22 protein-coding genes are annotated in these 20,600 nt (G+C 39.2%); 10 read left to right on the top strand and 12 right to left on the bottom strand.

All coding sequences use genetic code 11. The features are described from left to right. The 3 genes from XBJ1_RS01705 to XBJ1_RS01715 are packed head-to-tail and all read left to right on the top strand — an operon-like array spanning window position 1 to window position 2,098. Window positions 1-1,173 (top strand): hypothetical protein, encoded by a 1,173-nt coding sequence (locus tag XBJ1_RS01705; protein WP_012986995.1) that lies wholly within the window; start codon window positions 1-3, stop codon window positions 1,171-1,173. A 47-nt stretch (window positions 1,174-1,220) separates the two neighbouring features. Beyond that, window positions 1,221-1,601 carry a ubiquinone anaerobic biosynthesis accessory factor UbiT gene (gene ubiT / locus XBJ1_RS01710; RefSeq protein ID WP_012986996.1) on the top strand — a complete coding sequence of 127 codons (381 nt, stop codon included), beginning with the start codon at window positions 1,221-1,223 and terminating at the stop codon, window positions 1,599-1,601. After that, window positions 1,595-2,098, top strand: coding sequence for a GNAT family N-acetyltransferase (locus XBJ1_RS01715; protein WP_012986997.1), 504 nt, complete (start codon window positions 1,595-1,597; stop codon window positions 2,096-2,098). Before ubiT ends, XBJ1_RS01715 begins: the two co-directional genes overlap by 7 nt. Here XBJ1_RS01715 and XBJ1_RS01720 read toward each other — a convergent pair. Next, complete coding sequence (locus XBJ1_RS01720; protein WP_012986998.1) at window positions 2,067-2,411, bottom strand: GIY-YIG nuclease family protein; 345 nt, start codon at window positions 2,409-2,411, stop codon at window positions 2,067-2,069. The genes XBJ1_RS01715 and XBJ1_RS01720 overlap by 32 nt on opposite strands. Window positions 2,412-2,687: 276 nt before the next feature. Here XBJ1_RS01720 and bhsA point away from each other — a divergent pair, with 276 nt between their 5' ends. Both bhsA and XBJ1_RS01730 read left to right on the top strand, forming a co-directional pair. Continuing rightward, window positions 2,688-2,939 (top strand): multiple stress resistance protein BhsA, encoded by a 252-nt coding sequence (gene bhsA / locus XBJ1_RS01725; RefSeq protein ID WP_012986999.1) that lies wholly within the window; start codon window positions 2,688-2,690, stop codon window positions 2,937-2,939. A 116-nt stretch (window positions 2,940-3,055) separates the two neighbouring features. Then, complete coding sequence (locus tag XBJ1_RS01730) at window positions 3,056-3,487, top strand: YhbP family protein (RefSeq protein WP_012987000.1); 432 nt, start codon at window positions 3,056-3,058, stop codon at window positions 3,485-3,487. A gap of 124 nt (window positions 3,488-3,611) precedes the next feature. On the opposite strand, the gene ridA is transcribed toward XBJ1_RS01730, so the two are convergent. Further along, window positions 3,612-3,998 (bottom strand): 2-iminobutanoate/2-iminopropanoate deaminase, encoded by a 387-nt coding sequence (ridA, locus tag XBJ1_RS01735; RefSeq protein WP_012987001.1) that lies wholly within the window; start codon window positions 3,996-3,998, stop codon window positions 3,612-3,614. 143 nt (window positions 3,999-4,141) lie between these two features. Then, entirely contained in the window at window positions 4,142-4,606 is a 465-nt protein-coding gene (gene pyrI / locus XBJ1_RS01740) for an aspartate carbamoyltransferase regulatory subunit (protein ID WP_012987002.1), read from the bottom strand. 8 nt (window positions 4,607-4,614) lie between these two features. Here pyrI and XBJ1_RS22240 point away from each other — a divergent pair, with 8 nt between their 5' ends. The 4 genes from XBJ1_RS22240 (at window position 4,615) to XBJ1_RS01755 (ending at window position 9,929) form a co-directional block, all read left to right on the top strand. Next, window positions 4,615-4,752: a hypothetical protein gene (locus XBJ1_RS22240; RefSeq protein WP_012987003.1), complete on the top strand. Its 138-nt coding sequence runs from the start codon at window positions 4,615-4,617 to the stop codon at window positions 4,750-4,752. Between the two features lie 294 nt (window positions 4,753-5,046). Then, window positions 5,047-5,760: a M15 family metallopeptidase gene (locus XBJ1_RS01745; RefSeq protein ID WP_038198284.1), complete on the top strand. Its 714-nt coding sequence runs from the start codon at window positions 5,047-5,049 to the stop codon at window positions 5,758-5,760. Between the two features lie 73 nt (window positions 5,761-5,833). Beyond that, the gene (locus XBJ1_RS01750) at window positions 5,834-7,051 is read left to right on the top strand and encodes a DUF819 domain-containing protein (protein WP_012987005.1); all 1,218 of its coding nucleotides are present in this window, start codon (window positions 5,834-5,836) and stop codon (window positions 7,049-7,051) included. A 559-nt stretch (window positions 7,052-7,610) separates the two neighbouring features. Then, the gene (locus tag XBJ1_RS01755) at window positions 7,611-9,929 is read left to right on the top strand and encodes an FdhF/YdeP family oxidoreductase (protein ID WP_012987006.1); all 2,319 of its coding nucleotides are present in this window, start codon (window positions 7,611-7,613) and stop codon (window positions 9,927-9,929) included. Window positions 9,930-10,069: 140 nt separating this feature from the next. On the opposite strand, the gene pyrB is transcribed toward XBJ1_RS01755, so the two are convergent. Further along, a complete protein-coding gene (gene pyrB / locus XBJ1_RS01760; protein ID WP_012987007.1) occupies window positions 10,070-11,011 on the bottom strand; it encodes an aspartate carbamoyltransferase in 942 nt (313 codons plus the stop codon). A 570-nt stretch (window positions 11,012-11,581) separates the two neighbouring features. On the opposite strand from pyrB, the gene XBJ1_RS01765 reads away from it, so the two are divergent. After that, window positions 11,582-12,328 (top strand): HAD-IIB family hydrolase, encoded by a 747-nt coding sequence (locus tag XBJ1_RS01765; RefSeq protein WP_012987008.1) that lies wholly within the window; start codon window positions 11,582-11,584, stop codon window positions 12,326-12,328. A gap of 484 nt (window positions 12,329-12,812) precedes the next feature. On the opposite strand, the gene XBJ1_RS01770 is transcribed toward XBJ1_RS01765, so the two are convergent. The 8 genes from XBJ1_RS01770 to XBJ1_RS01805 form a co-directional block, all read right to left on the bottom strand. Further along, window positions 12,813-13,550 (bottom strand): ester cyclase, encoded by a 738-nt coding sequence (locus tag XBJ1_RS01770; RefSeq protein WP_012987009.1) that lies wholly within the window; start codon window positions 13,548-13,550, stop codon window positions 12,813-12,815. 377 nt (window positions 13,551-13,927) lie between these two features. Then, window positions 13,928-14,371, bottom strand: a complete 444-nt coding sequence (locus XBJ1_RS01775) for a hypothetical protein (protein WP_012987010.1) — start codon at window positions 14,369-14,371, stop codon at window positions 13,928-13,930. A gap of 112 nt (window positions 14,372-14,483) precedes the next feature. After that, the gene (locus XBJ1_RS01780; protein ID WP_012987011.1) at window positions 14,484-14,906 is read right to left on the bottom strand and encodes a carboxymuconolactone decarboxylase family protein; all 423 of its coding nucleotides are present in this window, start codon (window positions 14,904-14,906) and stop codon (window positions 14,484-14,486) included. Between the two features lie 75 nt (window positions 14,907-14,981). Beyond that, window positions 14,982-16,097, bottom strand: a complete 1,116-nt coding sequence (locus XBJ1_RS01785) for an FAD-dependent monooxygenase (RefSeq protein WP_012987012.1) — start codon at window positions 16,095-16,097, stop codon at window positions 14,982-14,984. Window positions 16,098-16,142: 45 nt separating this feature from the next. Further along, the gene (locus XBJ1_RS01790; protein WP_012987013.1) at window positions 16,143-17,504 is read right to left on the bottom strand and encodes an aldehyde dehydrogenase family protein; all 1,362 of its coding nucleotides are present in this window, start codon (window positions 17,502-17,504) and stop codon (window positions 16,143-16,145) included. Window positions 17,505-17,538: 34 nt separating this feature from the next. Beyond that, window positions 17,539-18,270 (bottom strand): SDR family NAD(P)-dependent oxidoreductase, encoded by a 732-nt coding sequence (locus XBJ1_RS01795; RefSeq protein WP_012987014.1) that lies wholly within the window; start codon window positions 18,268-18,270, stop codon window positions 17,539-17,541. 1 nt (window position 18,271) lies between these two features. Next, window positions 18,272-19,888, bottom strand: coding sequence for a class I adenylate-forming enzyme family protein (locus XBJ1_RS01800; RefSeq protein WP_012987015.1), 1,617 nt, complete (start codon window positions 19,886-19,888; stop codon window positions 18,272-18,274). A gap of 112 nt (window positions 19,889-20,000) precedes the next feature. Further along, on the bottom strand, window positions 20,001-20,597 hold the full coding sequence (locus XBJ1_RS01805; RefSeq protein ID WP_012987016.1) for an anthranilate synthase component II: 597 nt from the start codon (window positions 20,595-20,597) through the stop codon (window positions 20,001-20,003). Window positions 20,598-20,600 lie beyond the last annotated feature (3 nt).

Below are 20,600 nucleotides of genomic sequence, written 5' to 3' on the forward strand. Positions count from 1 at the left end.
ATGATCCCAATATTAATATCTGCATTAACATCTGGTGTATCAATGGCAGTTTTTTTTACTGCCATCTCTTGGTTTGTAGAGGGAAGTTTTCATTCAACAACGTTAGTATCTGTTGTTCTTTCGTCAGGTTATATATTGACTTTTTTTATTCTGCCAAAAATAGGTTTTTTTATTGATTCAAACTCTGCTAAGAAAGCGTTAAATAATATTTATATTCTAGGTCTTTTAAATAGCGTTGTTTTTTTATTTTTAACAAATATAAATTTGAATGAAATTGTTCTTATAGCCACCGTTATTATACTTACAAGTATATTTACATTCATTCGTTCATCCGATCAGGTAATAAGAGCAACTTACATAAAAAGAGTTGTTTCTAGCGAAGAACTTTATAACGCTAATAAAAACCTTGAATTAATTAGGCAGGGAATTACTTTTCTGTCTGGCGGTGTGGCCTTCTTTATTTTAGAAGATAAATCGATAAGTAATGTCTGTATTGTAAGTATTTTTTGTTTTTCTATTTCTATATTTATAAATGTTTGTGTTAAAAAAGATAATACAGATAAATTTGATCGTGTTATTGAAAATAATAGTAGAATTAAAAATACTTATAAAATAGGATATGATTTCTTTAATGGTGAAGTAAAAAGACACGTTGTTCTGTTGTCAATATTTCCATATATTTGTGTCGTATCATTAAATTCAATATACCCTGCTTTGTTTAATGTTATAAATTCTCAGATACAGTATTACGCGCTGTTAGTTGTTCCATATGGGGTAGGGGCTATAATGGGTAGTTTGATTGGCTCAAAGCGATCATATTTGTCACTAAAAAATAACTATATCATATTCGGAACTATCTCTATAATAGGTCTTTTTTTACCTGTTTTTTTTAATCACCTTTATTCTGTTTATTTGTGTCTTTTTCTAATTGCGTTAAGTCACTCACGTATTCGGGTAATAAGAAATACAATTATTATGAATGAAGCAGGTAATCAAATTCTAGGAAGATTATTATCATTCAATGAAATGATATTTATCACTCTTTCTGTTGGATTGAGTGTATTGCTGGGTGTATTGTCTGATTTTCTAGGTTTTTGGGTTGCATGGTTTATGGTGATTTTTTTGAATGTGACTGTGTTATTTTTTATCCTTCTTTCGAAGGATAAAAAATAGGCTTATGATGTAAGCGCGTTACTTTTCACGAAAAAGGAGTCTGAACTGTGTTAGGTAAAATCCACTCCCATTTAGTCAGTCAAGAGCCAACATTACTGCGTCTTTCATTGAAGGTGACTCCTTTTGCTTTACCGCATCAGGTGCTGGAACAACTGCTTGGCTGGCAGTTCCACGGGGTATTGGCTGAGGGAGAACTGGCGTTTTTGGAGTCTCGCAGGGAAGATCCTGATACACTGTTTTTTCAGCATCGTTTAAGGATTGAAGGAAATACAGAATTGGGACTGCATGTGAAAAATTTGGTGGATGCCATTAGGCTGGGATCCATGCCATCCATTCTCCGCTTGGGTTTATTGTGTCTGGCTGAATTTATCAAAGCGGGACAAAAAGAGGGCGTTGATCAGCACGATCGCGCATTATCGTCATGTTAATCAGGGTCGAAATTCCGGTCGATGCCATGGGTATTGATCGCTTGTTACGTCAATCCTTTGAGACATCGGCAGAAGCTGAGTTAGTTTATCGATTGAGAGAAGATGGTCTGTTGACGTTGGGTATTGTTGCGACTGACGATGAAGGTTATGTGATTGGCTATGTCGGTTTCACATCTGTTGATGTCAATGGTCAGGATCATCAATGGGTTGGGCTAGCGCCATTAGCGGTGGCTGAACCGTACCGTCGTCAGGGAATTGGTGAAAAATTGGTTTATGAAGGGCTGGATAGTCTAAATGAATTTGGCTATGGCGCGGTTGTTGTATTGGGGGAGCCTGCGTATTACCGCCGTTTTGGTTTCAGGCTTGCCAAAGAATACCAATTGCATTGCCAATGGCCAGAGTGTGAGGATCACTTCCAGATATACACGTTGGCGGATGTCTCACTGGAAGATTGTCACGGTCTGATTACGTATTCCGACCATTTTGATCATGAGTGATGACTGACTGAGCTATTTTTGGCACCAACATCTCGGACAAATAGGTTGCTATACAGACAGGTTGGAGAGTGATCAGCCTTTCTTTTTGTTTTTTACTGAGTTTCTTCACGCGATATTCCAACTTCAGGGCCATGCCTTGATCTTCCACCAAACTGTGGTAGACCAATGTTAATGGCCCTTTTCCTTTTAAGGCTTTGGCACCTTTTCCAGACACGTGCTGCATAAATCGACGGGCGATATCTGTGGTAATCCCAGTATACAGAGAATTGTTTCGAGTTCTTATCAGATAGAGATACCAGTGGGTTGATTTCATATCATTATTTATTTTAAATAATTTGCATGCTTTTATTATCCTATGAAACTCATTCATTATTTGGTGATAACCTAAATTATTACCTTTATATTATGATAACTTAATGAATTATTTTAAATTATATTCTATCTGGCATGGAATTACAGTATTATTTGTTCAAAATAATTGAAATAGTACAGCAATAATTGCTAATTATCATTTTCAGAAGAAGCGTATAACATGATCCACATCACAGAGATAGCCCCCTTAATTTAAAAGTGAACTGAGGATCGAAAGATGAAATCTGTAAAATATATCGTCTGTATTTTGGCATTAAGTGCTATTTCATTTGGCTCTATGGCTGCAACTGAAGTGCAATATGCTAAAGGAGAGAAGGTTGGGGTTGTTTCAGTTACTGGTGCAGAGACACTGGATAGTCTGACTGCTGAGTTATCCAAAAAAGCTGATAAAGCGGGTGCATCATATTTCCGTGTTATTTCAGCAAATGGTCAGAATAAACTCAGTGGAGTTGCTGAAATCTATAAATAATTTATAGTGCATCCATACTGACCCTGCATGATTATATAAATATCAGAACACGTGGCTGGCTGAATATCCAGTTGTGTTCTGATATGAACAGGTAAATATAATAGGTATGGAACTATATGGAATTAAATGAAAATTTCTTAACTATTCGTCGATATCTCGCCAAACAACATGTCTTCACTCTCTGCACTTCCTCATCACAAGATCTATGGTGTGCGAGTTGCTTCTATGCGTTTGATGCCGATAGTATGGCATTCTGGTTTATGACCGAACCGGATACCCGCCACGGCCAGATGATGCAGCAAAATCCAGTAGTTGCCGGCACTGTCGCAGGGCAAACCCGTAACATTGCCCAAATCAAAGGTATTCAATTCCGTGGTGAAATCACACCGCTGACAGGCGAAGCCGAAACTCTTGCCAGAGCACGTTATTGCCGTCGTTTTCCCGTCGCCCTCGCTGCAAAATCCCCTATCTGGCGACTCAGCCTAAGTGAAATAAAAATGGTGGATAACACCCTTGGTTTTGGCAAAAAACTACATTGGCAACGTTAATGTCAGAGTAAAAAATTGATCTAATATAAAGAAAGAATAAGTTATTTTGCCGCGCTGATGGCAGATAAGATCGAGGAAATTACAGCTCTGATACTGAAGCTATCAGAGCTGAGAGAGCAGAGAATTAGCTGCGAACCGCAATGGCTTCGATTTCGATTTTCACGTCTTTTGGCAGACGGGCAACTTCAACACATGAACGAGCAGGGAATGGCGCGTTATGTTCAGTGAAGAACGTTTCATAAGCTGCGTTTACGGTGGTGAAGTCATTCAAGTCTTTGACAAATACCGTCGTTTTCACGATATCAGCCACTTTCAGACCAGACTGTTCGATGATCGCCTTGACGTTCTCCAGAGATTGGCGAGTTTGGGCAGTAATGTCTTCAGGGATGTCACCGGTTTTTGGATCAACAGGGATCTGGCCGGAAGTGATAACCATACTGCCCAGATCAACACCCTGAACATAAGGGCCGATTGCTGCTGGTGCATTCTCGGTATGAATGGAACGTGACATGAAAAACTCCTGTTTAACGTCTGAATGAAAAAATATGAGAGCCAACCATTATAGTGACCTCCAGTCCTGCTTCAACTGGTACAGGACAGCTTATACCCTTCGTCTTGAAATCCCTTGGATATAGGGTTCATCTTGGCAGAATGCTAGTCGTTGTTAATGACTGCCTGACGGTCAAATTCCTTCTCACAGTATTTGCAGCGGACTATCACATCATCGGCGGTTGGAATGACATAAAAGCTGCTCTCAACGGGCTCATTGTGACTGATACAATTACTGTTCGGACACACGAGGACATTGTCTATCTGCTTTGGCAAATTGATGGGTATCTTCTTCACAACTTCGTAATTTTCAATATTATTGACGGTAGCATGGGGAGCATACATCGCGAGCTGGTTCGCCTGCTGCTCTGTGAGAAAGGTATTTTCAATTTTGATCAGATCTTTTCTGCCGAGTTGATTGGAAGGCAGGTTCAAACCAATGGTAATGCGCTGCTCTGTTTCTGTGAGTTTAAACAGAGACAATAATTTGAAACCGATGTGAGCCGGAATGTGATCGATAACGGTGCCACATTTAATAGCTTCTACTTGTAATTGATGGTCTTGGGTCATGTTGTGTCATGAATACCGTTCAGGTATTCCTCCTCCGGATATTAGGGGATCAAGGGCATGTACCTATTCTGTCACATAAGATTTGGCATTTCACCCTGCATAAATCGGTCTTTGACGCATCCAGCGATACCTTGTTTGAGCTGTGAACGATAGCGGATGGAATAAAAAAATATTAATTAAAAGCCCCACTTATTTGTCTCAATAATATTAGAAAAACACATGATTTATTATTATCTGTTTAATTTAATAGACTATTTTAGTTATTTGAATATGTAGAAAATAAGAATTGATGGGATGTGTTTTTGTTGCTAATCTGTAAATATATTGTTATTGGTTGTAAAGTAAAACTAACGATTTAATTCGTATTTTAAAAATAACAAATAAAAGTCTATTTATTCAAATATGACAGTATAAGGGCGAATATGTTTCTATCTATTGCTATGGAAAATAACACCGTGGATAAAATCGCTGTTGAAAAACTTTTTGATTGGGAAGTAATTAATGGAATGCCTATCAATGAATGTCATGAACCTTTAGAGATAATTACTGATACAGATAAATTAAGACAGCAATCTGCTTATTTTTTTGCTGGTATAAAAGGCTCCATTGAATATTGCACCGTAAGAGAAAATGTCGCCCGAAAATTAGTGATTGCATCACAGCTGCTACCTCCTCATTTAGGGCTTTTGGTATTAGATGGCTGGCGTTCACGGGAAACTCAGCAGGCATTACAGGAGCAAACACAGATAAAAATAGCTGACCAATATCGCCATTTATCTGTTGAAGAACAAAAGGCACTTTTGCAGCAGTTTGTGGCTCCTGCGCCTACGGAACAGCACCAAATCAGTCCCCATCTGACGGGGGGATCCGTGGATGTGACGTTATTTGATGTGGCATCTGGCAAGCCCCTGTTTCTGGGAACTGAATTTGACGAAGTGACTGAGCTGTCTTATACGGCGGCGTTAGAAAAAGAACCCGAAAAAAATATGCCGGCCATTTTATATCGTCGGTTATTGTATAACGCCATGATTCAGGTTGGTTTTACTAACTTACCTACGGAATGGTGGCATTATGATTACGGCAATTCCCTGTGGGCATTTTATAAAAACGATATTGCCATTTATGGTGCTGTGGATGGAACGCGAAACAGATAACTAAATCGTTAATTATGTAATAAATGACAAAATAAAAATTATTTTATCGACTTGAACAACACCAGGGAAAATAATGAACAATACTTTAATTACCTCTGATAATTCATTAATGCTTTGGGCCTTTATTATGATTGCGGTTGCTGTGGCAATTATGGTAGAGCAGCGATACCGATGGGCATCTAAAATACCCGGTGCAGTTATCGCACTGATCATTGCAGTATTCGCGTCTAACTTAAATATCATTCCGACAGAAGCTCCTGTTTACGATGCAGTTTGGGGATATATCGTGCCATTAGCAATCCCCTTGCTGTTATTCAAAACCAATTTACACAGTATTATCAAAGAAAGCTGGCGATTACTGATCTTATTTTTGATTTCTTCCGTTGCCACGATGATTGGCGCGATAGTTTCTTTCCGGCTTTTTAAGGAGCATATCCCGGAACTGGATAAAATCAGCGGTATGATTTCGGCTTCATATACAGGAGGTGGGGTCAACTTTGCGGCAATGGCCGCCAAACTGGAACCTTCCCAAAGTATGACGGCATCCACTATCGTGGCCGATAATATGATGATGGCAGGTTACTTTATTATCCTGATAGCATTATCTGGCTGGACAGTAGCCAGGAAGTTCTGGGGCAGTCCTCATACTGACGCGATAGATAACGATCCAGACTTGGATAAATCCCAGACTTTTGCAGCCGCTTATTGGAAGCCGAAAAATATCGCTCTGAAAGATATCGCCTTATCGCTGGCATGGTCGATTTTTATCGTTGCGCTGTCATTTCAGTTATCTACATGGCTAAAAGCCCTGCTGGGGCAACCAAACAGTATTTATCAGGAACTGCTTTTCAGTTTGATATCCGATAAATACCTGATCCTTACAACTGTGACGTTTACTCTCGTCTCGATCTTTAAAGAAACATTCAGCAAACTGAATGGCACACAGGAATTGGGGACTTACGCTATTTATATGTTCTTTGTCGTGATTGGCATTCCGGCATCAATTGAAGCCATCATTAGCCATGCACCACTGCTGTTTGCTTTTGTTTTTGTAATTGCCATGATCAACCTGTTACTGACCTTTGCTGCGGGAAAAGTGTTTAAATTTAGTCTGGAAGAGAACATTCTGGCCTGTAACGCCAATATCGGGGGGCCAACAACGGCAGCCGCTATGGCAATTAGCCGCGGCTGGGTCAATCTGGTCGGCCCGATTATGGTGATTGGTACAGTCGGTTATGTGATTGGCAACTATGTGGGGACTTTTGTGTACTTTATTGTGGGGCGGATGTAATTGAGGTTGTACTACGATAAATATCACTCATTTTTATTTAACTAAAATATTTATTGATATTTATCTAAATAATGAGAGCCTAATGGAATAGGCTAATTTTAATTTTTGAAATTATTATTTTAATCTACCATCTATAATAATAATCCATTGTTTAAATTAATTTTTTCTTTGAATTGATTAAGTAACGCCTTGAGGCCTAAACGTCTCAATCGTTATCGTAAGCATCACGAAAATCATCCCAAATTCGTAGTCAGTTATAAAACAGTTGCCTATAAAATTACCAATAGAAATAGTATGGTTAATTTGAGGAGCTGACATCGTACTCTCAATAGCAATAGATCGGTTTTTCCGTTGCCTAAGAACGGAATAAGTATCACAATGGATCATTATTAAAGAAGAAATCACGGTTTAGATTATAGCTATATCATGAATATTACTGCTCGATTCTCTCCTATGATTAAAACCGTGGTTATCCTTCAATAAGCCAACTCGGTGTTATTGGTTCACCTGCTATCATGTGGCCAATTTTTTGACCACTAGGTTAAAAATAGAGATTTTTATGAAATTCAAATCAAAAATAGAACCTTATCACTCCGCAGCGGGTGGTTGGGGTTCACTAGAGGCAACAACACGTTTTGTTTTTGATAGTAAACAAGCCTTAAAAAATATGGTTAACCTGATGCGCATGAACAAAGCCAAAGGCTTTGATTGCCCGGGATGCGCGTGGGGAGATGACAACAAAAGCCTGTTCAGTTTCTGTGAGAACGGGGCTAAGGCAATGACTTGGGAGGCGACTCGCCGGCATGTCGATCAGGCATTTTTTGCGGCTTATAGCGTCAGTAAACTCTACCAACAGAGTGACTACTTCCTTGAATATCAGGGGCGGGTTGTTGAACCGATGCGTTATAACCATCAGACGGATCACTATGAACCGATTAGCTGGGATGATGCTTTTACCTTGATAGCCAAACACATTAAGGCGATGGAAAACCCTAATCAGCTAGAGCTGTATACATCCGGTCGAGCCAGTAATGAGGCGTCATGGCTTTATCAGTTGTTTGGCCGCGTGTTGGGAACGAATAACTTTCCCGATTGCTCAAATATGTGCCATGAAGCCAGTGGTTACGGCCTGCTGAAAAGTTTGGGTGTGGGTAAGGGAACCATTCGGCTGAATGATTTTGATCATGCTGATGCCATCTTCGTTTTCGGCCAGAATCCCGGTACAAACCATCCACGGATGTTACACAGTTTACGCCATGCGGCTGAACGCGGCGCTCGGATCGTCACCTTTAATACCCTACGCGAACGGGGTTTAGAACGTTTTGCCGATCCACAAAAGCCGCTCGAAGTGATTACCCCAAAGGCAGGCGCTATCAGCCATCGTTATTATCAGCCCAAACTTGGCGGAGATATGGCGGTGGTCAGGGGAATGGTCAAGGCACTGTTAGAAACTCACAACGCATTTCTGGCGGCTGGCAAATCAGGTATTTTTGATCTGGAATTTATTTCGACTCATACGGAAGGTGTGGACGCTTATTTGCAAGAAGTTGCAGTAACGGAATGGGCATTTATTGAGAACCAATCCGGTCTGACGCAGGCACAGTTACGTGAGGCGGCCACCATTTATCAGCATGCGGATCGGGTTATCTGTACTTGGGCAATGGGGATAACTCAACATAAGCACTCTTTGGATACTGTCCGTGAAATCGCAAACCTTCAATTGCTGTTTGGGCAGTTGGGTAAAAGCGGTGCGGGGCTGTGTCCGGTGCGTGGTCACAGTAATGTGCAGGGTAATCGCACGATGGGGATTAATGAACAACCCACGAAGGCTTTCCTTGATAGCATGGCTGAACATTTTGGTTTCGAACCCCCTCGCGCCCACGGTCATCATGTTGTGAAAGCATTGAGTGCCATGCTGCGTGATGAAGTAAGAGTATTGATTGCTCTGGGAGGAAACCTTGCGGCGGCTGCGCCAGATAGCCCGCGCACAGAAGAGGCGCTTCGGCACTGTGATCTTACGGTTCATATCAGTACAAAACTTAATCGGAGTCATCTTATTACCGGTAAAAAAGAGGCGCTTATCCTGCCGGCGTTGGGGCGTACTGAACAGGATATTCAGCTCAGTGGAGCGCAGTTTATTACGGTAGAAGACTCTTTCAGCATGGTGCATGCCTCAGAAGGGCTGAACAAACCTTTATTTGATACTCAACGTTCTGAGACGGCGATTATTGCGGGCATTGCCAATGCAGTTGTAGGAAATACAGCAACGATTAACTGGTTAGAATTAGCCGGGAATTACAATAAAATCCGCGATCACATTGCTGCGACCATTCCGGGGTTTGCTGATTTTAATAAAAAATGTGAACAGCCCGGCGGTTTCTACCTTGGTAATGCAGCGGCGGAGTTACGTTTTTCTACACCAAGTAAAAAGGCGCAGTTCAGTGATGCTTCACTGCCGGAAAGTCTCTTCCCGCAACTGGGCGAAACAGACGTTCCGTTTACTCTGCAAACCTTACGCTCTCACGATCAATATAACACGACTATTTATGGCTTGGACGACCGCTATCGTGGGGTTTATGGTCAGCGGGAGGTGCTCTTTATGAATCCAGAAGATATTGCTTTATTGGGGTATCAAGCGGGGGATCGGGTTGATATCGAGACAGTATGGAATGATGGTATTGAGCGCAAAGTGTATGGTTTTAAACTGGTTCCTTACGCCATTCCATGCGGGAACCTTGCGGCCTATTACCCGGAAACCAATCCATTAGTGCCGATGGATAGTATTGGCAATGGTACGGGCACACCAACATCAAAATCTGTGCCGGTTAAATTATCACTGACTGAGATAGGTGAAGCGGAACCTCAGCGCCTTGTATAATTCTTTGTAACTCAATGAGAAATACGCCTCCAATCAGGAGGCGTTATCAGATTCGTCCAGCGTTGCTAGGGTGAGTTTCTGCTGGTCGATCATCTTGCCATTGCGCTGAAAGGCCGCTGGCGGCAAACTAACCTATCTCATCATTTTTCTATGACGACATTTTCATTCAATACCAGTGCCAGCAATGCCTGACGGGCGAAAATGCCGTTACCTGCCTGCTGGAAATAGTAGGCATAAGGGGTTTTATCGACATCTACGGTGATTTCATCGATACGTGGCAGTGGATGCAGCACTTTCAAATTCTCTTTAACATTAACCAGATCAGCGGCATGCAGCACGAACTGAGCTTTGATATTGGCGTACTCGGAAGGGTCAAGACGCTCTTTCTGCACACGGGTCATATAGAGGATATCCAGTTCAGGCATGACATCTTCAAAATTATGGTGAATGCTGTAGCTGACCTGCTTCTCATCCAGCATATGCAGGATATAGCTTGGCATGGCCAAAGCATCCGGGGCGATAAAGCAGAAATGGTTGCCGCTGAATTTTGCCAGTGCCTGTGTTAACGAGTGGACAGTCCGGCCATATTTCAAATCACCAACCATAGCAATTTTCAGGTTATCCAGCTTGTGTTGAGTCTCTTGAATGGTGAACAGATCGAGCAGAGTCTGGGTTGGGTGCTGGTTTGCACCATCACCGGCGTTAATGACAGGAATATGGCCGGAGAATTCAGAAGCAAGACGAGCGGCGCCTTCCTGTGGATGGCGCATCACAATTGCATCGGTATACTGGCTGATAATAGAAATGGTATCGGCCAGTGTTTCCCCTTTTTTACCCAAGGAAGTATTGTTGCTATCAGCAAAACCGACAACGGAAGCGCCGAGTCGCTGAATGGCTGTTTCAAAAGAGAGGCGGGTGCGTGTAGAGGCTTCAAAAAAGCAGCTTGCGATCGCCTTGTGTTTTAGTAATTCAGTCTGTGGATTGGCTTTCAATGCTGCTGCCGTCTGCAATACCAATTCCAGATCCGTGCGACTCAGATCATTAATTGAAATGATATGCTTGCGATATAACGGATTAGCCATGTTTACGTTCCTCTTTTTACTCATAGCCCTGCCTGTCCAGGCAAAAAAAAGCCCCTCAAATGAGGGGCTTTTTCAATGATCGGTTTTGCAATGGGAAAAATAATGCGCCCAAGCTGCCAGCAGGCAGTTTTTCGTTAGCTTGATGCTTTGTAACATCGTGTGTGGTGCAGTATTTCATATTTTCTCCCAGCAAATCGTCGCGCATTATACTCACGATAGCATTCATCGCAAGGTTTGCCGGAAGAAATTTTTATTCTGTATGATGTGGGGGAAGGCTGGTGATTGAGAGAGGAAACCTAAACCTACAGTCGTAAGCATTTAAGAATCAAAAAAACAAAAATCAGACTAAATTTTTTTCAAAAATTGCTATACCCGAAAAAATTTAATAAATAAAATTGATCACTTAGCTCATCGATTTATTAATGAAATTATTTTACAGAAAATTAATCCACAATTAGTTTTAATTTGAATATAACTAAACTAGTTCGCATAATATGTTGTTGCCTTCCATTTTTTTTGTTATCTTTTTTTCATTTTACATACAATGATGCTATTTATGAGAATCTGAGAATGAAAACATATATTTTTGATTTAGATGGAACCATTATTACTAATGGACAACCAATACATAATGTGATTGCCGAAAAAATAAAACAATTATGTAGTAGTGGTTCAGTTATTTTCGCATCAGCCAGACCTATCAGAGATATGCTACCGTTGCTACCGCATGAACTTCATAATTGTCTTATGATTGGGTGTAATGGAGGGATGGCTTGGCAGAATGGTGATTTTTTATTTTCACATAGTTTTAATCCAGAACATTTTTCTAGAGTTATTGCATTCTTGAAAGAAGAAAAGATACCATACGTTATTGATGGAGTATGGTATTTTTCTGTTTCTGAAATAAATCATGATTTCCACAACTATATGAGGACATTATCTACTTATGAGAAAGAAGAAAAAGAGCTATTAAGTGAAAAGATAACAAAAATTTTGGTATTAGATGGAGAAAGCAGAACTAAAATCGATCGATTTCTTGAACGTGAAGGTTTTAAATACAATATTAACCATCATAAGGCAGATAACCTATTTGATATAACACCTCAATCTGAAGATAAGTACCAATCCCTCTGTAAATTGGGTGTCGATTTCAATAATGCTATAGTTTTTGGTAATGATGAAAACGATTACGCAATGCTTGATAATGCAAAAATTTCAGTTTTTATAGGCGCAATGAAAGATTACCCTAACGCAAATTTTTATTGTCGTACAGAATATATTCCATCTATATTAGGTGAGGTCACTGATTCATTTTAAAGAGGTGCTAATAAATTTTATTTAAATAAACAACAAATCGCATTAGAATGCATAGAAAATCTTATTTATCTTCAAAAAATAGTATGTGGCTGTATCTCTTGTGAGCCAATAATAAAATTGGAATTATATTTATCTAAAATAATATCATGGAACACTGTTTAAAAAATATGGAATGGAGAATTTGATCACGTTGTGCTGGGTTTGGGGGAGTTTGATGAGGATGGCAATGTGAGTATATCTCATTTTGTTTTAGAAAAAAGAAAGCACTAAAACGACTTTCTTATATTTGTTTCCGTGCTAGTGATAAAAAAGATGTTAAATATTTAGCGGGGTAATATGAGTATTGATCAGGAATTTATTATTAATTTTTGTACTACTGCGTGGTATCGATGTTATGATTGGCATAACTCAGTCCGATCGGTGCTTTTAGTTTGGCGATTAATCAGAACGCCCCATTTGGATTGAGCCCCTCTCTGGTATTCCATTATTCGAAATAATTATTTCTTTTTATTTGAACTCTTAAAAATAAGCCTAATCGAACCAGTATTTCAATTGCTTGGCGTTCAATAATAAATTCCATAAGCATTTTTTTATTGCTAATACCGATTATTTCGAAAGCCCTTTTTAAGTGCGTTTTCACTGTGTTGCTTTCTATAGATAATAATCTTGCTATCTCTTTAATTGATGTATTCAGAGTGGAAAGAGAGAGGCATTCTATTTGTCTGCAAGATAACTGATATCCTAATATATTATTAATTAAATTATATATTTCGATATTTCTTATATCAAGTGTTGGAGAGCAGGGTAAACCTATAAGTTGTGAAATAATATTTTGAATATTTATTTTTGTATGGTAATCGATAATTTTTCCATCGTTCATAACAATTTCTGTTGTTCCCTGGCAAGTAACCTGTTTACCTGTCGCAGAAATTGAATAAAATTCACCAAGATGTTTTCCTTCGGCTTCCCAATCAATAATAATATTTTCATTATGAACGTAAAGGTTATTTTCTTTATATACCAAATTAGGAAAGGCTCTGTGCCAAATTTTCAATAGTGCTATAAAAGATTCAATTCCAACATAAGTTCCAATAGGGCTTTTGATAACTGTATCTTTTTGTATCATTTGTCTTAAAATATTTGTTGTTGTTTTTGACACCAAAATTTCATTCATGAAATCCCTGGCTTGAATTATATTCATTTCTTTTTGATTAAAAATCATAAATTTTTACTCTTTTATTATTTGTTATTCTTGTTTCTAATTAAAATATTTTATTTTTAGTTGAATTAAATATTTTGGATTATTAAAGTAATTCATATGCGTAATGTCAAGGTGTAATAATTTTATGAAATAAAACTTATAGGGTTTTATTAATTATGATGTGATTCTTATCTTTTTGAATATTAATGCTATTTTATGTTTTTTGTTATATTTTTAGTTTAAAAATTGATATGGGGATATTAATTTATATTGTAATAACTAAGTGTAATTAAATATAATTGGAATAGTTTCTATAAATAACTATAAGTAGAATGGTACTGATTTATATAATCAATACCATAGGAAGTGGATGTTGCTCTGACGTATACTAAGGAAAATTAATTTAATTGCTTTTTATCTTCACTCACTCTGAATTTTTCAAAACAGTAGAGTAGAAGTGAACAGGAAAATGCAGATAAAACGCTATAGTCAAACACGCTTTTAAGTAAGCCAGTCGTTGTCATTGTAACAGCAAAAATTAACAACAAGGCTGCGCTGACTAAAGCGGTTTCTTTGATTTTAAAACCTATTATTAGGAATATGGGTAGAGCAACTTCAAGAATAGTGGCTCCCCAACCAAAAATAGGGATCATAAAATCGGGTGCCCAAGGGGTCAAATGCTTAACAACGCCAAGGAATACCGTGAAATTACCCCACGTAATCTGTGGATCTCCATATTCACCACATAAACCAAATCTGTCAGCTACTGCGACCAGATATGCAATCGCAAGTGAATAACGTGCGATTAAAGCCGCGTATCTTAATTGAGTTCCGTTTAACATAGGCTTCTCCTGAATTTTATGATTATAGTGCTTCCTGGAAGAAATAATCCAGGAAACATATTATTCAACAGATTAATCAAGCAACTATCTTTATCAAAAGAACTATAATTTATTAGCTGTGATCACCGATGCTTATTGCCATTCTGTTTAAGGCATTCATTACTGATATGGCTGAGGTCAGATCAACAAGTTCTTTTTCTGAAAATAATTCTTCAAGACGTTCTCTAAGATCATTAAGATCTTTGTCCCTAAGACCAATGGTTAATGCTTCACACCATTCCAGTGCCAGTACTTCTTTTTGATTGTAAATACGGGAGTTAAACCAACCGGGTAACTTATCCAGCTTTTCTTCCTCAATACCTAATTTACGCCCCATTTCTGCATGGAGTCTGCAACAGTAAGCACAGCCGTTAATTTGTGAGGTTCGCATTTCAACCAAAAGAATAAGTGATTGGTCTAATTCACATTTCTGTATTTCATCATAACATTTATACAGAGGGTTCATTATTTTAGGTGAAATTTTTGCGTAATTCATTGGTGACTCCCATTTACTATTTCAATTGATATAAAAAGATGAATAAAATATAAATCTGATTCTTTGAAAACCTTATTATAACAGGTTTATGGTGAGTTCATCGCGTGATAGTCTACCACTTCTCAAAAGCAAAGATATAGAGAATTCTAATGGGTCATTTTCAATTAATGATTCAACATTTTCAAACCAAGATTGAGAACTTTGTGCTGCAATATGTAAATTAGATGATTCATTTTGACGATTGTGCTGATAATCTGTAAAGCAGGCTGAGTCCAGTTTATTGCTTGATTTCAGATTTTCTGCCAGAGCAATGGCATCACCTATTGCTAGCTTAGTCCCAGAACCAATGGAAAAGTGGGCGGAATGCGCTGCATTTCCTAATAAAACTTTTTTATCGTGAGACCAGTGTTTGCTGACTGGTGTAACAAAACGCCGCCAATAGGCTTTTTCACGGCACGTATCATTGATTTGCAATGGATGGCCGCATAAATGTCGGTGAAAGACCTTTTCAAGAAATGCAATGGTTTGTTTCTCATCCATATGTGCAAATCCTGTTTTTACCCAAGTTTCATGAGTACATTCGACAACAAATGTAGAATGATTATTCTCAAATTTGTAACAATGTGCCCAAAACCAACCCGTTTCTGTCTGCTCGAAAATAAAGTTAAAGGTATCGTTAAATAGATGTGAAGTTCCTAACCATAAATATAGGTTCTTTCCTTCATTAATGTTAGTGTCGAATTCATTTTTTAACTGATGCCTTATCTTACTGTTGGCGCCATCACTAATAACAGTCAAATCAGCGGGGAGGTTAATAAGATCTTCAGCATTCAGTGAAGAGTCGTAATTAATCTTGATACCCAGATCCAGTGCCTTTTTCCTAAGGGTATTGATCATTTCTAACCGACTGATCGCAAGGAATTGGTATCCAGATGAACGGAACGTTTTTTCTTTTATATAAATATCAATATGGTTTAATGTTGAAATATGAGGTCTGAGCTGTTCAACAATACTGGGATCGATATTGGCTAACTGCTGTAACATCGGCTCAGAAAGTACAAGCCCCCAACCCGTTGTAACATTTGATAAGTTACGTTCGTATACAACGACATCACGGTTATGATCCTGCATTTTTGCCAGAATGGAAAACACTAACCCTGCGGGGCCTGCACCAATACACTGTATCTTCATTATATCTACTTCCCAAATTACGTAAATTCGCAAGTATTAGCAAAATCAGTGTAGGCCGTGTGCGACACGTTTGATATTGACTAAGTGCTTCCAGATGATCGGATCGGTTGAATGATTGTGGCCAAAAGTCCCACTGCCTTGCATGAATGATACAGGTAGCTCAGTGGTTTCCCCGAGCATGCCCTGTGTTGCTGATGTATTCACCAAAATGCGTCCGGCAGGCATGACGGTTGAAAATTGATGAATTTCTTCTGGATCTTCGCTGTGTATTACAGCCGTATGCCCTGCTCCCTCGTTACAAATCAACGAATAGGCAAGAGAAACTCCATTTTCTTCATCAGCAGTATATAGAGTAAGTACTGGCGCCATTTTTTCATTGCTGAGAAAATCATGCCTGCCTATTTCTGCGGGTATAACAAGCAATTTAATGGGATAAGTGCGTGAAATGTTGGCTTTAGCAGCCAAAGATGCCGCGCAGACACCAATATTTTCACGGCTTACATACTGGGTTTCTGGATTAAATAACGTCTGGATAGCCTGCTCAACTTCGCTGCTTGTCAAGATTGCCGCACCATTGGCTTCCAGAGCCGAGATCAGGTCATTTTTGCTTGCAGGATGTACTATGAGGTTGCTCTCTGAGCCGCAAACGATGCCGTTATCATATATCTTGCCATTAACAATATTGGCGGCAGCTTTCTGAATGTGAGCGGAACGGCTGATATAGACAGGGACATTGCCAGGCCCTACGCCAAACGCGGGTTTACCAGAACTGTAAGCCGCATGCACCAGATTTCTTCCTCCTGTCGCAAGGATCATGTCTACACCGGGGTGCTGCATCAGCATATGGGTTTTATCATGGCTTGGAGGCGTGCAGACTTGAACCAATGAAACGGGCAATCCGTGCTCGGTAAGAACCTGTTGTACCAGACCAATAAATTCATCTGCCAATTTGCCAGTTTTACCGGGATAACTGAAAATGATGGCGTTGCGAGTTTTGATGGAAAGCATGATCTTGAAAAGCGAGTTTGGAATCGGATTTGTTAATGGGACAACGGCAAAGATCAATCCAACTGGACTGGCATATTCAATAAGCCTTTGGGTTCCACCAAGACGACCATGGGTTTTGGTGCCATATAATCCCTTAAATACTTGGTTCACTACCAAAGCTAATTTGTGTTCTTTATCGTCGGCATTGCCGATACGGGTCACAGCAAGCTCTTTTTCAGCCCATTCCCGGCAGTGAGTGGAAAATATTTTTGCCAAATGGTGAAGAACGTTATCAATATCTTCATCTGACTGTTTTTCCAATTCTTTTTGGGCGATTTTTCCCTGAACAACCAGATTGTCTATATAGGACGCTGTTTCAGTTTGCTGAACGGTGATATCGATATTTTCATTTATTGTCATGATGTTATCTCCATACATTTTTTATCTTAGGACATTACCAATCAATAGTCTGGCGAGCTGAATAAAAATGGCCGTGTTGTTCTCTGCCCTTATCTAAGGCCAGCCAAACAACCGTATCAGCACCTTCGGCAGCAGAATTTGGTGCCTGTTCTGAACTAATTTGGCTATCTAAGCCCGTTCTGCACCAACCCGGGCTGCATACACTGACAGAAATCTTCGAATCACGAAATTCTTTCGCCCATTGTAACGCGAGCATGTTCAGAGCGGCTTTGGAGGCTCGATAAGCTGGACCTTCGATTCTGTTATATTTTGAATGCGGGTCAGCAGCTTGGGATAACGCGGCAAGATCGGTAGATATAAAAATGAGTCGAGCTTCTTCTGAACGATTGAGTAAGGGTAAAAATGCTTGGGTGACGAGCCAGGGGCCAACCAAATTGACCGTCAGACTTTTATGGATGTCATCCAGAGAGGTTTCGCTGGGTTTTTGGATTGAATCCAGAAAAACACCAGCATTATTAATCAGTACATCAAGGGTCGTATTGGCGCTGAGCAGTAAATTTGCCGCAGATTTTATGGATTCTGGATCTGTGACATCCAAATGAAGCAAATCGGCGGTTATTCCCATTTGGGTCAATTGTGAAACACTATGTTCAAGCGCAGGTATATCACGGCCTGAAAGTATTACCCGATGGCCTCGTTCACCCAATTTTTTCGCAATTTCAAATCCGATGCCTCTGTTGGCACCCGTAATTAAGCAAGTTTTCATATTAATTTCCTTCTTCAGTTACCATTGAATTATCTTCAGGCATACGATCTCTGATTTTTCTTTTGAGTTTTTTCCCTGTGACGCCGAGATCGTTGTCAGCGGATTGATAAACAATATTGTCGATCAATGGCCATTGTTTTTCCTGATGACAGGCGTTGATGTTTTGTAACAGTGTGGCCGGCGAAATTTCGTGCCCTGCTTTCAGCTCGACGATAGCCGTTGTCTGTTGATCGCCATTGGGCAGGGAGGTAGCGACAATGCTGATATCAAAAATACTATCGATATTTTTCAACAGCCACTCTTCACATTGGGTACTGTAAAGTGGCCCTTGGGGAGTCTTAATCCAATCTGATGTACGATCAACGTGGTAAAAGAAACCGTCGTTGGTACGGTAAACCAAATCACCTGTTAACCAATAACCATTAACCCGGTTTTTCTCGGTCAGGAGATGGTTATTCCAGTAACCCGTGGTTACTGATTTTGAAATAACGCCCAACATACCGACTTGGTTATTGGGGAGAACATTTCCGTCTGCATCAAGTATGGCAGCATCAACCCAGGAAAAAGGTATTCCAATACAACGATCATATCTGTCTGTTTTTGGTTGATGAATATTTCTGAACATGGCAAATGCGAATTCTGAAGAGCCAAGATTGTCGATGAAGAAAGATCCACGCGCTTTTTTGCCATCAACGAAATGATGACCATAAGAAATCAACTTTCGTATATGGGGTTCGTGATTCGCGTCACCTGTGGAAACCCAGTGGGAAATAGAATTAAGATCCCAGTCATCGAGGTCTTCTCTGCATAGATCAACAAATATTTTGGGAAAAGCAGCAACGGTGTCAGGTTTAATTTGTTCAATGGAATCTAAAATGTCAAAAGCGGTTTTCTTTGATTGAATATGTATTGCCGCACCTCGTGTCAATGTCAACATGATCAATGTCATAGAGGCTCCGTGAGAGTGCGGGAACATGGATAATATTTGTTTTCCGCGTTGCTTAGCGACTTCTTTCAAAATACCGTGAAACATAGATTCATGGGTAAAAATAACTGGCTTTGGCAAACCGGTTGTGCCGGAAGTATGCCCTAACAGAATAATATCGTTTGCATGATGTTGGTAATATCTTGAAATGGGTTTTTTTAATAAATTCAATTCATTGGGAGTAACAAACTGGATGCCAGCAGCTTTATCACCCAGTGAGTGAATTCTTTCTTCCGTTGAAATAATAAATTTTGTTCCGCTATTCTGCATAAACGACATAGCAATATGACTACTGAGATCGCCATTCACAAAAATAGGAAACGAGCCTATATTGTTCAGTGCAATAAAATGAATTAAATAGTCAATAGTATCATCAAAATATAATGCCACTGGTTCCCGTTTTTGGACGCCTAGTGCAATATAAGCCCCTGACAACTGATCTGATATCTTAACAAGATCATTAATTTCAAACTGTGATTTTTCTTCTTCTGGATTATCATATGTTGGTACATCACATGTTATTTTTGGACTCATTTCTCGTTCGCTAAAATAGTTATTTAGGTGATGAATAAAGTTACCGGCACCAATATTTTCCGAACTAATAATTTTTTTTATTTCTTCTGGCGTAATCATTGGTCAATATTTCCTTTAAGATCAATGTATAAAATGATTTATTACATTATGATTATTTGTAAGACTATATAATTTATGGCAAGTATATAGCTACTGATATTGCCAGCGCGGATTATTGTATTCTATTCATCGGCTTCCATTCTTGTGTTATCTTGATGAAATTTTTAAGCATATCCAGTCCGAAATCAGAGAGAATAGATTCAGGGTGGAATTGTACTCCATATATAGGAAAATCATTATGTTTGAGTGCCATAATGTCATTGTATTCATCACATGACCTTGCTGTCACGGTTAAACATTCCGGCAAGTCATCTACTACCAATGAATGATAACAACCAACTTTAATATCTTGGGGTAAATTGGCAAATAAGTTTTTATCATTATGGGTGATTGTTGAAGTATGGCCATGATACACTTTATTGGCTCTGAGAACTTTCCCACCAAATTCTTGTGCTATACATTGATGACCAAGGCAAATACCTAAAATTGGAATTTTTCCAGCAAAATGTTGAATGGCAAGTGTTGATATTCCTGCTTCATTCGGGGTACAAGGGCCGGGTGAAATAATTAATCCAGTCGGGTTATGTTGTTCGATATATTCTAAGGTAATTCGATCATTTTTTTTGACTAAAACCTCTATACCAAGCATACCCAAATATTGGGCAATATTATAAGTAAAGGAGTCATAGTTATCTATAATGAAATACATGAT

Source organism: Xenorhabdus bovienii SS-2004 (assembly GCF_000027225.1).
GTDB classification, from domain to species: Bacteria; Pseudomonadota; Gammaproteobacteria; order Enterobacterales; family Enterobacteriaceae; genus Xenorhabdus; species Xenorhabdus bovienii_C.